This is a genomic window from Psychrobacter urativorans (assembly GCF_001298525.1).
GTDB lineage: Bacteria > Pseudomonadota > Gammaproteobacteria > Pseudomonadales > Moraxellaceae > Psychrobacter > Psychrobacter urativorans_A.
The window spans coordinates 2,406,039-2,418,910 of the sequence record NZ_CP012678.1; the positions used below are offsets into that span (position 1 = coordinate 2,406,039).

Below are 12,872 nucleotides of genomic sequence, written 5' to 3' on the forward strand. Positions count from 1 at the left end.
TAAAATACCACCATACTTAGCAGCTCATTAATGCAGATTTATATCACAGTGAAAAATGAAATTTTCTCGCTGCGATTATTGTTTTTTATTGCTGTAGACTGTTTCTAACTTAGGAAGTTATATGTCCAACTGGCCACCAGACCCTAATAAACGCCCTGACAATGTTGCAAATCAGCCCGCGCCCCTACAATCACTGCCGCCCAATCAGCCAAGTGGACAAGAATGGCGACTTATTGAAAACACGTTATTAGCCAGTGTGGTAGAGCAGCGCCGCGCCCGTCGTTGGGGTATCTTTTTTAAGCTGCTCACGTTCGGTTATATCTTATTGATATTTTTGACTATTGGGCGCGGTTGTAGCACCAAGGCTCCGACGGCACTTGAAGGCATAGATACCAGTAAGCCGCATTTGGCAGTGGTTGAGCTACAAGGCACCATTAGTAGTGGCGACAAAGCCAATGCTTATGATGTGAGCCAAGCTTTGACCCGTGCTTTTGAGAATAGTAATGCAAAAGCCGTGGCATTAGATATCAACTCACCCGGCGGCTCTCCTGTACAGTCAGATGAAATTTGGCAAACGATGATGGATTTACGCAAAAAATATCCTAATAAAAAGCTGTATGCCGTTATTGGTGATATTGGTGCCTCTGGTGCTTATTATATTGCGTCTGCTGCGGATGAGATTTATGTCAATCCATCAAGCCTCGTCGGCTCTATTGGCGTTATTATGCCGAGCTACAATATTGAAGGGCTCATGGATAAAGTGGGCGTAAAAGACCGCACCATTACTGCTGGCGAGTATAAAGATATTTTAAGCTTGTCACGTCCGCTCACGGAATATGAAGAGCAACATGTTGAGAAGGTACTGGCTAATACCCATAAGCACTTTATCAATGCCGTGAAGCAAGGTCGCGGTGACCGTTTGAAAAACCCAGAAGAAAATAAACTATTCTCAGGATTATTTTGGACAGGTGAGCAGTCAATTGCGCTAGGTCTAGCCGATAAAACCGGTAGCATCGCGAGCTTAGAAAAACAGCTTAAGCTTAAAAATGTGGTGAACTATACGCCAATGGATCCGTTCCAGTTCTTTATGGATCGCTTTGCCGTTAAAATGGGCGCGGGTATCGGCTCAAGTATCAATCTTGATTTATTGCCGCAAGAACAGGGCAATGCAGAGATGCGTTAGTCCCGAATTTTTTTAATAACGTTATTTTTTTAACAATTTTTTAATAACGTTTTTTCATAAAGTTGCTTAATGTCGTAGATACTGACTATGATTGTTATCAAAACTGAGCCATGCATAACGGCTCGGTTTTGTTGTTTTACTCTCTATTAATTTTATTGTATCAGCGCCAACCAGAATCAGTGAGAAAAAGCCATGAGTGTTATCAATTCGCAGACCTTTGCGTCTCTTCCTCTCTCCCAAAAAACGCAAAAGCCAGTGATTCATTTCGCTCATGCTAATGGTATGCCAAGTCCGATATATAAGGTATTCTTTGCGCGTTTGGCAGAGTTTTTTACGATTGAATATGTGCCGATGTTGGGCGGTGATCCTGATTATCCGGTAGACAATCATTGGCGTAGCCTCACCCAGCAGATTATTGATAGCGTACAGCGTACCTGTGAAAATCATGGAGTCGCGCAAGTGGTGGCAGTTGGGCATTCACTAGGTGCTATGTGTACGTTGCAAGCGTTATACCGTGCGCCTGAGTATTTTAGCCAAGCGGTACTACTCGATCCACCTTGGATTTATGGTAAAACCAGTTTACTTTGGCATCTGGCAAAGACCGCAGACCGTCTACCACTGATGAACCATAGGCTGATGGATAAGTTATCGCCGTCCGGTATTTCTAAATATCGTCGTGATGTGTGGGACAGTCGTGAAGATGCTTATGAAAAATTGCGTCATAAGGGATTTTTTAAACATTTTGATGAGCGAAGTTTTCAAGGTTATGTGCAGCATGGTTTACATGAACGTGCTGATGGTAAGGTGACCTTAGCGATTCCTAAAGCGAATGAAGTTGCGGTATTTCGCAGCAATCCGTCGTGGTATTGGCTAGCACCGAATCGTGCGCCTAAGCCGCCTTTGACCTTAATTATTGGTGAAGACAGTGTCTTTTTCAAGCAGCGTTTTCCGCAACAAATCAACGCTCGTTTAGGTATTGCTTATGAAACCCACGCGGGCGGTCATATGTTCCCACTTGAACATCCCGAATCGGTATCTGAGCGCGTCTTGAGCTTGATTGCTCAGCAATTACCAACATAGAAATGACCTGAATATGCCACTACAATAGATAATCATGAGTAATCATTGATTTTCACACATGAATAAGCAGTCGTTTGCTACTGTTTTGAGTCACTATGCTATGACCAATGCTACCAAGCCTTTATCTACCATAGACGTTAATTTGTCGACGCATCGCCCGTTATTTTCACGTTTTAGCGTGGTGGCGTTGGTTATAGGCATGGTCATTACTTTTTTTGTCAGCCAGCTGTTCGGTATTTATCTTGCTGGCAAGTGTTTATTACCAGCCGCTGATACGTTGGCAGTGAGTGATATTTTATTTTTAGGCAGTACTGACGGCACCATCGTGAGTCTGTCCATCATAGTTAGCTGTGTCATATTAATACTGTTTAGCGTCTTACTTATTCGCTTAAAAGGCGGCAACGTTCAACGCTATTTAGCCCTCAATGCGTTTTCGCTAACCATTGCTATGGCGATGATTGGTGTCCTGTTGCTATTTATGATTGGCAGTCAGGCATTGACGTATTGGCTCGATGAAACGCCACTCGACTTTGTCGATCCGTTATTTCAGACGGTCAGCTCAGTATGGCTGTTAATCGTCGCTATGGTGATTATCGCGCCAATTTATGAAGAGCTGATATTCCGAGGATTGCTGTGGTCAGCGATTACTGAGCAGTTTGCAGGGCAGCGTGGCGCGGTAATAGCCAGCATAGTGACGAGTATTATTTTTGCCACGATTCATTTGCAATATGGCATCTATGAAGTCAGCACCATTGTGGTGCTGGCACTGATATTTTGTTATGCGCGTATTAAGTCTGGCTCATTATTATTAGCTATACTGCTGCATATTCTAAATAATGGTGTCGCCATGTGCCAGTACTTATTGCAAGTCGCTTAGTTTGGCAATAGCTAGCAAAGCATGGCGTGAGCTATGTGGTAAATTCTCACTATCTTAAGCTGTGATCAATTAAAGTAGGGCTAAGCTAAGCTAAGCATCAGGATTGAGTTGCAACACTTCAAAGGCGGCTTGTTCGAAATCCTCAAGCGTCAAATGCGGTTTGCCACTTAATGCTTGTCGCCATTTACGCGCCCCCGTCAGCCCTTGAAATAATCCTAGATAATGTCGTGTCATCGTTGACAGTGATTCACCTTGAGCCACTTGCTGACGTAGATGCGGATACAATTGCGCTAAAATCTCTGACCGCTTAGGAATAGGCTGATTCCATAGCGTATTGGCTTCTGCTAATAAGTAAGGGTTATGATAAAACGCCCGCCCAATCATTACGCCATCAATATGTTGCAAGTGCGCTTCAATATCTGCTATCGACTCAATACCGCCATTAATCTCAATGGTCAGCTCAGGAAAATCTTGCTTTAATCGATATACATCGTCATAACGTAGCGGTGGAATCTCACGATTTTGTTTGGGGCTAAGACCTTGTAGCCATGCAGTACGGGCATGGACAATAAAGCGCGTACAACCTGCGGCAGCCACCGTCTGCACAAAATCTGTCATAAACTCATAACTGTCAAAATTATCAATACCAATACGATGCTTAACGGTCACGGGAATATCAACCGCGGCTTGCATGTGCTTGACCACATTCGCAACCGTCTCAGGCTCCGCCATCAAGCACGCCCCGATTTTATTATGCTGTACACGGTCAGATGGGCAGCCAACATTGATATTAACCTCGTCATAACCATGTTGCTGGGCAAATTCCGCGCATTGCGTCATCTCATGGATATCAGCACCGCCCAATTGCAAGACAATCGGATGCTCGCTTGTATCAAAGCGCAAATGCCGTGCACGATTACCATGCAGCAGCGCCCCCGTGCTAATCATCTCAGTATATAGATAGACATGGGGATTGAATAACCGCGCAAAATAACGATAGTCGGTCGTCGTCCAGTCAATCATCGGCGCAACCGACAGCCGCTTATTGGTCATATCAAGCATCATTACTTCCTTTCTTTTTAAACGCCTATTATTAGAAGATTCATTTTTTAATAATAGATATTCTATGGTTTAACCTCATTATTTCAGCGGTCATTATGCTAACGGAATGGTTTTAACGAAACAGTTTTAAAGGGATTGTGTTAAATAATATGCGCTAAATAATAGTATCTATTCTTTTAAATTCAGGTAAATGGTAAAAATAAAGCCCCATAATCACCCCAATAAAGCCAATAAACGCGATATATAATGCGGGTGAAAAGCTGATAAACATGGTCGCATAGGTCAGCCCAAAGGGTACTAATCCACCAACAATGCCGTACATGATGTTATAAGAAAGCGCCATTCCTGTGAGCCGTACGTTGGTTGGGAAAAGCAGCACAAAAATCGCCGGTATCATACCAACAATTCCTCCAAAAAACCCCAAGAGCGCATACATAATTAAAATATAGTCGCCACCCGCTTGTAAATGATAATAAAAAGCGAACATCTGAACGATTAATAACAGTGAACCAATGATTAAAATTTTACCAAAATTTTGATAATTTGAAATTATCCCATAAAAAATACAGCCAAAAATCATAAAGACAATGCCAAGGCTGTGCGAAAAATTAAATAAATCACCGTTTAAAGTAAAGCGCAACTCAATCAAATCCGGTAGCAATAATACGATGACGGTACTGATACTAGAGATAATCAACGTCAGCATTAAGCCAATAAATATTGACTGCCGACAATGTTTAAATAATAGTGTAAAAGGTTGATTGATGTGTTTTTTCGGTTTGATATCCCGCAATTCAATAAAAAACGGTGACTCTTTAATCAAACGCCACGCTAACAATGGCAGAAAGGTGAGTGCTGCTGCCACAAAAAACGGCAAACGCCAGCCATTATCAAGGAGCTGCTCAGGCGTCATAGAACCCGTCAGCCATATAAAAAAGGCATTACACGCCAATACTCCCACATAAAAGCTTGCCGTCACATAGCTACAACCAAGTGACAAATATTGGCGCGGCACATGCTCAGCGATAAATATCCATGCCAATGGCGTATATACCCCAAACGCCATTCCTTGTATCAGCCGTAGAAAGATAAATAGAGCCGGTGCTACCAATCCCCATTGCGCATAAGTCGGTAGACATGCCATTCCCAGCATAGTCAACCCGGTAACCAGTATGCTACACAACAGCACAGGCTTGCGACCTTTAATATCACCGTAGCGCCCAAAAATCACACCGCCAAGGGGTCGCGCCAAATAACCGACCGCAAACAACCCAAGCCCTTGCAGTCTAATAACTGCTGGATCGATACTGATAGGGAAAAAAGTAGCCGAGACGATATCTGCCATATATAAATAAATCAGAAAATCAAAAAACGCCACAGCGCTACTGAAGCAGACGAACAACACGGTGTTCTTGTCTTTTGAAGACATCAGTTCATACTGAGAACGAGAGGGCATAGTAAGTCACATATCCACTTATTGACATGGTAGCTAAGGCAATCATCATAAAGCGTACATATAGAACACGCTGTCAGAGAACCGTCCACCATAAAAAGCGATAAATCATCAAGTCGCCATGATGATTTATCGTGTTATTAATTGAAAACTCAAAGAGTTATTAAAATATAAAAAGTGCAAAAACTTATGTATCAACTTATGCGAAAAATTCAGGGTGATTAGTGCACTAGAGTAACCAGTCAATAGGTAACCATGACATAATCGTTAGCCAGACATGATCAACCGCATCAACCTTTGGTTCGGAGTCGTAAACGACCTTTTGCCCATGTTCGACGGTGTGCCACTGTAACTTGCCATTAGTGGTTAACTTGACCTCATATGCTTGGTTCAGCAAATCATCACTCAATGCTTCATGCAATTGTTGCGCCAGCTCATTGTCATTAATAATAACGCCCATCTCAGTATTGATATTGGCTGAGCGTGGATCGACATTATATGAGCCGACAAATACTTGATGGTCGTCAATGGCAAAGGTCTTGGCATGTAAGCTAGTAGAGGATTGGCTACGGGCTTTCCATAGTTTATTCTCCCGTTTTTCTTCGCTAGCGGTTGATTTTAGCTCATAAATTTTGATACCCGCACGCAACATTTTAGGTCGCCATTGGCTGTAGCCAGAATGCACGGCGGTGACGTCCGTAGCGTCAAAGGAGTTGGTCAAAATTTTAATCTCAGTCCCTGATTGCGCCAATTGTACCAGCGTATTCACCCCATCATTGGTAGGCACAAAATAGGAAGAAATAATGGTCAATTGCTTAGAGGGGCTACCCAGTAAGGTACGCAGTTGATGGACTAAATTGGTCTGGGCAGAGACGCTTTTAGTCAACTTACCCACATCGTCACTCAAAAACTGCATGTCAGTCCAGCGAAAAGGCACGCGCTTATTAAGCAAGTCAGAGTCAATAGTCGAGTCTTCAATCGCCGCCCTATAAACCGTTAAGCTGGTGCGCGTATTATTTTTCTCATTCTCATCAAGCTTGTCTAAGCCTTGTAAAAAATTAGTCGTCGTGCCTTTATCTAGCGTCGCTAAGGTTTCAATATCAAAAGAGATCGGTGCTGACCAATAGCTAGTAAAGCTGTTATCTATGTCTGCCACTACTTTACCAATGAGCAGCACATCGAGATCAGCAAACTGACTGTTTTGACTGTTACTTAAATACTCATCACCAATATTACGACCACCAATAATGGTAATTTGCTTATCAAAAGTCATACTTTTATTATGCATACGCCGATTGATACGTGGCAGTCCGGTGACAAAATTTAATGCCTGAAATTTACGGTGCATTAAAGGATTTATAATTCGTACGGCAATATTAGGATGGCTGGCAAAACGCAATAAGTGCTGATCAAACGCTGCATTATTATTAAAATCGTCCAGCAATAAGCGTACAATAACCCCGCGCTCAGCCGCTTCCCACAAGTCTTTTAGTAGCAATTGTCCCGCTTGGTCATCATGCCAAATATAGTATTGAGCATCGATATTACGCGTAGCCATGCCGGTCAGAATACTGCGAGACGCAAAAGCATTTGCACCCGTTACAATAGGGTGATAGCCAGATAACTCAGGATGAATGTTTTTTTGGGCGCTAATGGCGGTGACCAAATCAGCCTTCTTAGGCTTGCCAGTCGTTGTAACGGCGGACTCACTCTGACGGACTTTATGCTTATCGTGCTGATATAGCGCATTCACACGCGCTGACAGCTGTTGGCTGGCGGGCAGATGTGGCTGTTTGGGTAACGTTTGACAGGCACTCAAACTCAAGGCTAACCCGAGCGTCAGACTCAGCGATAGCCTGTTTAGGTCTATATTAAACATCGACATAACGGGTTGACCTTAATGGGCTTAATCTTTTGCTAAAAACTGACTACGATAGGCGAGCGGTCGCTGAGTATCCGTCATGGTCAATTTTTTAAAATATTAAACAATAATCTTAAATAATAGTATTAAAGTATGAGGTTTTATAAAATGAAGGCGCTGATATTTAGATAAGATTGGGTATTAACCTATTAAAATTAGTATGCCTATTTTTCAACAATTCGTAATATAAATTGAACTTGAAAAAGTAAGGTTAAAAAGATATGGTTTTATCCATTGCTAAGCTTAGCAGGTGTATCAAGGTCTGCCTATTAAAAATACGTTACTTTTCTTAGCTGAATTTTTATTCTAAACCATTGCCTAGTTTCTTTTGCAACTCAGAATATCATTTAGGAATAAGGCTTATTAATCATGCCCAGTAAGCACGCTTAGTAGATGCCCGAAACAAGTGAGCGTGATATCATAACCTGAATGTATAAACTTAAAATCTTGCTCGCCAAAGTTTTGAATTTATTCTGATGATTAACCTTTATATTTAACAGCTTTCAGTCATAATTTAAAACAATCAATAACAATGGAATCGTTATGAGTCAGTCGCAAGCGCAGGAAGATAACATTTTAGCGAATAAGCATTTAGACCATGATTTAGACAGTGGTTTAGATGCAAATTGGCGTTCTGATGCGTTAGATTTAGGGCTAGATTACGGGATGCAGACTATCGCTGTGCGCGCCGGTCAGCACCGTACGGATGAAGGCGAACACTCTGAGCCAATATTTACGACCAGCTCTTATGTCTATAAGTCAGCAAGAGACGCCGCTGCACACTTTGATGGCACTAAAACGGGTAATGTCTATTCGCGCCATACCAATCCAAGCGTGCGTACGTTTGAGCGCCGCCTTGCTGCGTTAGAGAATGGCGAGCGTGCGGTAGCTACGGCATCAGGTATGGGTGCGATTTTAACTATGTGTTTGGCGTATCTAAAAGCCGGTGACCATTTATTAGCGGCAAATCAATTATTTGGCTCATCCATTGGGCTATTTAATAACTATATGGCAAAGTATGGCGTTGAAGTCAGCTATGTCGATTGCTTTGACAATGACGCATGGGCAAATGCCGTGCAACCTAATACCAAAGTCATCTATTGCGAAAGTCCGAGTAATCCGTTAGCGCAAATTTGTGATATTGGCTTCTTAAGTCAATTGTGTAAAGCCAATGATATTTTATTGGTGGTTGATAATTGTTTCGGTACGCCTGCGCTGCAACGTCCGTTAGATTTAGGTGCGGATATCGTGATTCATTCAGCAACTAAATATCTAGATGGTCAAGGTCGGGTGCTTGGTGGCGCATTGGTCGGTAATGATAAGCTGATGCAAGAAGTGTTTACCGTCGTGCGCTCAGGTGGTATCAGCATGAGCCCCTTTAATGCGTGGGTATTTACCAAAGGTCTTGAGACGCTCAAGTTGCGTATGCAAGCTCACTGTGCCAATGCCAATCAAGTGGCACAGTTTTTGGTTAATCATCCCAATGTCAGCACTGTCCATTTTTCAGGATTGCCCGATCATCCCTCACATGAATTGACCAAACGTCAGCACCATATGAAGAACGGCTTTGGAGCGATTATGGGTTTTGAAGTCAAAGCAACGGGTGCGCATGATCCAAAATCTGCCGCTTGGCATGTCATTGATGCCACGAGAATGGTGTCTATCACCAATAATTTAGGAGATGCGAAAACAACGATTACCCATCCCGCAACCACCACCCATTTTCGCTTGTCACCGCAAGAGCGTGCTGAGGCTGGGGTCAAAGATGGTCTGATTCGTCTATCAGTTGGTTTAGAAGATGTAGAAGATATTATCAAAGACTTAGCGCGTGGTTTAGACAGTTTGTAAATATGGCGGTATAATCGCTGTTAGCATTTGTATTTTGTGAGTAAAGCGCCTTTTTTATACCATTATTTTTATGATATTTATCACTATATAAGAGATTATTATGAATATTCAAGCATTGATGCAACAAGCACAAACCATGCAAAAGAAAGTAGAAGCCAATGTCGAAACGGCAAAGAAAGAATTGGCAAACAAAGAAGTACACGCTGAATCAGGCAGTGGCTTGGTTAAAGTAACCATGACAGGTCGTCATGTGGTCAAGCGCTTAACAATTGACCCAAGCTTGTTAGAAGACGAGCCAGATATGATTGAAGATTTAATTGCGGCGGCTATTAATGATGCCGTGCGTCAAGCTGACGAATTATATGAAAAAACCATGACGGGTGCGACTTCAGGCATGGGCTTACCACCGGGTATGCAAGGTCTATTTTAAGTCTTAGTTCACGCTAAGTGCTACATATTGAAGTAAAAATTGGGGTTGTTATCTGAGTGATATGACCCCATTTTTATAGGTACAATTTTAGATTTTACCGTGCGTTTACTTATACAATCTAAAAATTATACGACCTATAAAGGAAGTTATTTTGCTTACAGCCAAATTTGATCAGCTGGTTAAACAGCTGCGTATTTTACCGGGTGTTGGTCAAAAAAGCGCTCAGCGTATGGCGTTGCATTTGCTCACGAAAAAACGTCCACAAGGCATGGCGCTTGCTCAGGCGCTTGATGAGGCAATGCGTGATATCGTTGAATGTCAACGTTGCCATAGCTTTAGTGATGACAATATCTGCCCGTTGTGCCAAGACCCGAGACGTGATGATAATTTATTATGTGTGGTTGAGACCGCAGCCGACGTGATGGCGATTGAGCAGACGGCAGGATATCGTGGTCGCTATTTTGTGTTAGGCGGGCATCTGTCACCGATTGATGGTATCAGCGCTGATGATTTAAATATTGAGCAGCTAGTGTGGCGGGTGAAGCAAGAGCCCGTTGAAGAAGTGATACTGGCAACAGGAACGACGGTTGAAGGGCAGACTACTGCACACTTTATCAGTGAGGCGGTCAGTCGCCATGTGACTAAAGTGACACGTTTGGCGCAAGGTGTGCCGATGGGCGGCGAGCTTGAATACCTTGATAGCATGACCCTTGGACAAGCGCTACAAAACCGTTCTTTTTTATGACGTTTTAGCTTTGACAATCAATAACTATTTTCTATTTTGTACCATGATATTGTTATAATTCATAAACTACTATTTTTAATTTACTAACGCTCATTGGTTATGGTCAAGTACCACACTTTTAGTGTTTTCTCTTTTTATTTATACAGGTATTTGCCCGTGTCCGACCACTCTCTTGCTTCAAACGCTCAGTCCAATCATTCTCATTCCTCTATAACGACGGATACGATTCAGAATACCAGTCACCATATTGCGCCAAAAGACTCGGTATGTGCCAATGACGCATCAATAATGCTGCCGTCAGAGCCGGATATTGATGCCTTGTTAGATGCAGCGGATGAGTTGCCCGTAACGTGGATAAAGCAGCAGTACCAGCTTGATGAGGTTATTGATGCCTTAGAAGGTTGCGGACGCGTGGCGTTAGATACGGAGTTTATTAAGCGTGATACGTATTATCCACGCTTGGCTTTGGTGCAAATTAATACCGGCGATCATATCTATTTATTAGATGCACCACAGCTACAGTTGGGTGAACTTTGGCAGGCGCTGAGCGAAGTCGATGTGGCTATTTGGCATGCTTGTGGGGAAGATTTGGGTATTTTTTACTTATTATCTGACTGTCCACCATTGACCAATATTTTTGATACGCAGATTGCGTTGTCTTATTTAACGGGACAATTGCAAATGGGCTATCAGCAGGCGCTTGATGATCAGTTGGATATGCATATTGATAAAGAACACAGCCAGTCGGATTGGCTCAGACGTCCGTTATCAGATGAGCAAGAGCAGTATGCCATTGATGATGTGCGCTTTTTACCGGCGTTATATTTAAGTATTGAACACGCCCTCAAATCGCAAGGGTTGTACGATTATGTGTGGGCGGATTGTCAGCTTTATGCTCATGAGCTGTATAAAGCGCAAAATGTTGAAGATGAAGACATGTATCTAACGATGGCAGATTATCGTTATACTGCGGAGCAAATGGCGATATTGCAAGCCGTAGCGACATGGCGTGAAGAGCTAGCACGTGCAACCAATCAGCCGCGTACTTTTGTGATTAAAAAACAAGCTGTACGCGAGATTATTACTGAAAAACCCAGTAATATGCGTGAGCTTGCGCACAAAACGACCATACACCGTAGTATGTTGCGCCTGTATGGTGATGAATTGATGACGGTGATTAATAAAGCAAAAATGCTGTCACCAACCGAGTATCCGGCGTGTCTATTGCCGCCTTATCGTTCTAAAAATAAAGTATTATCAAAAGCGGTAGAAGCTGCTATTGCTGAGCGTGCTGAGCAAATCGGTGTACCTGAAAATGTGCTGATGCGTAAAAAATGGCTCGGTCAATTGTACGAAGTGATTGCCTTCGATAAAGATTTCAGTGAGTTACCACAAGGCTTAACAGACTGGCGCTATGAATGGGTCACGCAAACGCTAATCCCTGTTATCGAAGCACATAAAACAGAGCTACAACAAGGTATGGGGATTAACGTTTAAATTTACCATTACTTAAAAAATAGCCTGTCTGCTCAGCAACTGTCGCATTGACCAACATACCGGTATGCGATACTGGCATCATTAAATGGTCAGCGGCAGCTTCAAGCTTCGTCTCCCTTAAATACACGGTGCCATCATGTATCAGATTTTCTGGTAGTATCGTTGTACCGAATTTTTTTAATTGATGATTATGGTAACGTAAAAATAACTGACCTAAACCGTAAGGCTGATTACCAGCAATCACGCCCATACTGATATGCTCAGGTAATGGCGCGACCGTCCCATCTAGGGCATCGATATAGGATTGCCCCACGATAGGAGGAGCAAATCGCCAAATATAATCCGCAGTAACACTACCTAAATGTGGTGTACCCAGCGTGACGCAACGTCCAATTTGCCATTGCGGATAATCTGCAATAAAATCTCGAATAATCAGTCCACCCAAACTATGACCCACCAAATCTATCGGCTGGTCAGGATTATGATGTGCCTCAAGCCATGCATTTAGGCGGGCGCTATTGGTCTTTATGCCGTCACGTAGACTGCGATAGCCATATTGATAAGTAGCAAATCCTTGTAGTTGCAAACGTTTGGCTAACGGGCGCATGATAAATGGGGCGTGATGGAGACCATGAATCAGAATAACTTGGTTTTTTTGTGACATATTAATATCCATAATTATCATTTATTTTATTATAACGTGAATTATTAGCGTTAATAAGAGATAAAAAAACCTCCAAGTCAGCTGCTGACTTGGAGGTTTATCGTATGCGTAA

General features: G+C 42.7%; 11 protein-coding genes. 7 read left to right on the forward strand and 4 right to left on the reverse strand.

Translation table 11 applies throughout. The features are described from left to right. Positions 1–121 precede the first annotated feature (121 nt). The 3 genes from sppA to AOC03_RS10445 all read left to right on the forward strand — a co-directional run bounded on the left by sppA (position 122) and on the right by AOC03_RS10445 (position 3,140). Positions 122–1,183: a signal peptide peptidase SppA gene (gene sppA, locus AOC03_RS10435; RefSeq protein ID WP_062535776.1), complete on the forward strand. Its 1,062-nt coding sequence runs from the start codon at positions 122–124 to the stop codon at positions 1,181–1,183. 192 nt (positions 1,184–1,375) lie between these two features. Further along, complete coding sequence (locus tag AOC03_RS10440; RefSeq protein ID WP_062535778.1) at positions 1,376–2,263, forward strand: alpha/beta fold hydrolase; 888 nt, start codon at positions 1,376–1,378, stop codon at positions 2,261–2,263. Positions 2,264–2,363: 100 nt separating this feature from the next. Beyond that, entirely contained in the window at positions 2,364–3,140 is a 777-nt protein-coding gene (locus AOC03_RS10445) for a CPBP family intramembrane glutamic endopeptidase (RefSeq protein ID WP_062536724.1), read from the forward strand. 90 nt (positions 3,141–3,230) lie between these two features. Here the strand turns inward: AOC03_RS10445 and dusA are convergent, their stop codons facing one another. The 3 genes from dusA to AOC03_RS10460 form a co-directional block, all read right to left on the reverse strand. Further along, complete coding sequence (dusA, locus tag AOC03_RS10450) at positions 3,231–4,202, reverse strand: tRNA dihydrouridine(20/20a) synthase DusA (RefSeq protein WP_062535780.1); 972 nt, start codon at positions 4,200–4,202, stop codon at positions 3,231–3,233. Between the two features lie 154 nt (positions 4,203–4,356). Then, positions 4,357–5,658, reverse strand: coding sequence for an MFS transporter (locus tag AOC03_RS10455; protein ID WP_062535782.1), 1,302 nt, complete (start codon positions 5,656–5,658; stop codon positions 4,357–4,359). Positions 5,659–5,884: 226 nt separating this feature from the next. Then, the gene (locus tag AOC03_RS10460; RefSeq protein ID WP_062535785.1) at positions 5,885–7,540 is read right to left on the reverse strand and encodes a phospholipase D family protein; all 1,656 of its coding nucleotides are present in this window, start codon (positions 7,538–7,540) and stop codon (positions 5,885–5,887) included. A 579-nt stretch (positions 7,541–8,119) separates the two neighbouring features. On the opposite strand from AOC03_RS10460, the gene AOC03_RS10465 reads away from it, so the two are divergent. From AOC03_RS10465 to AOC03_RS10480, 4 genes are all read left to right on the forward strand, one after another. Next, positions 8,120–9,424, forward strand: a complete 1,305-nt coding sequence (locus AOC03_RS10465) for an O-succinylhomoserine sulfhydrylase (RefSeq protein ID WP_062535787.1) — start codon at positions 8,120–8,122, stop codon at positions 9,422–9,424. Between the two features lie 100 nt (positions 9,425–9,524). After that, positions 9,525–9,854 carry a YbaB/EbfC family nucleoid-associated protein gene (locus tag AOC03_RS10470; protein ID WP_062535789.1) on the forward strand — a complete coding sequence of 110 codons (330 nt, stop codon included), beginning with the start codon at positions 9,525–9,527 and terminating at the stop codon, positions 9,852–9,854. A 151-nt stretch (positions 9,855–10,005) separates the two neighbouring features. Further along, positions 10,006–10,599 (forward strand): recombination mediator RecR, encoded by a 594-nt coding sequence (gene recR, locus AOC03_RS10475; protein ID WP_062535791.1) that lies wholly within the window; start codon positions 10,006–10,008, stop codon positions 10,597–10,599. A gap of 156 nt (positions 10,600–10,755) precedes the next feature. Further along, a complete protein-coding gene (locus tag AOC03_RS10480) occupies positions 10,756–12,096 on the forward strand; it encodes a ribonuclease D (RefSeq protein ID WP_062535792.1) in 1,341 nt (446 codons plus the stop codon). Here the strand turns inward: AOC03_RS10480 and AOC03_RS10485 are convergent. Then, positions 12,086–12,760, reverse strand: coding sequence for an esterase/lipase family protein (locus AOC03_RS10485; protein WP_157049314.1), 675 nt, complete (start codon positions 12,758–12,760; stop codon positions 12,086–12,088). The genes AOC03_RS10480 and AOC03_RS10485 overlap by 11 nt on opposite strands. Between the last annotated feature and the right edge of the window lie 112 nt (positions 12,761–12,872).

What these genes read in the sequence shown, in the direction of transcription:
- AOC03_RS10460 (WP_062535785.1), bottom strand. Translation starts at nt 7,540, where the DNA reads ATGTCGATGTTTAATATAGACCTAAACAGGCTATCGCTGAGTCTGACG.
- AOC03_RS10445 (WP_062536724.1), top strand. Translation starts at nt 2,364, where the DNA reads ATGACCAATGCTACCAAGCCTTTATCTACCATAGACGTTAATTTGTCG.
- AOC03_RS10440 (WP_062535778.1), top strand. Translation starts at nt 1,376, where the DNA reads ATGAGTGTTATCAATTCGCAGACCTTTGCGTCTCTTCCTCTCTCCCAA.
- AOC03_RS10455 (WP_062535782.1), bottom strand. Translation starts at nt 5,658, where the DNA reads ATGCCCTCTCGTTCTCAGTATGAACTGATGTCTTCAAAAGACAAGAAC.
- dusA (WP_062535780.1), bottom strand. Translation starts at nt 4,202, where the DNA reads ATGCTTGATATGACCAATAAGCGGCTGTCGGTTGCGCCGATGATTGAC.
- sppA (WP_062535776.1), top strand. Translation starts at nt 122, where the DNA reads ATGTCCAACTGGCCACCAGACCCTAATAAACGCCCTGACAATGTTGCA.
- AOC03_RS10470 (WP_062535789.1), top strand. Translation starts at nt 9,525, where the DNA reads ATGAATATTCAAGCATTGATGCAACAAGCACAAACCATGCAAAAGAAA.
- AOC03_RS10485 (WP_157049314.1), bottom strand. Translation starts at nt 12,760, where the DNA reads ATGTCACAAAAAAACCAAGTTATTCTGATTCATGGTCTCCATCACGCC.
- AOC03_RS10465 (WP_062535787.1), top strand. Translation starts at nt 8,120, where the DNA reads ATGAGTCAGTCGCAAGCGCAGGAAGATAACATTTTAGCGAATAAGCAT.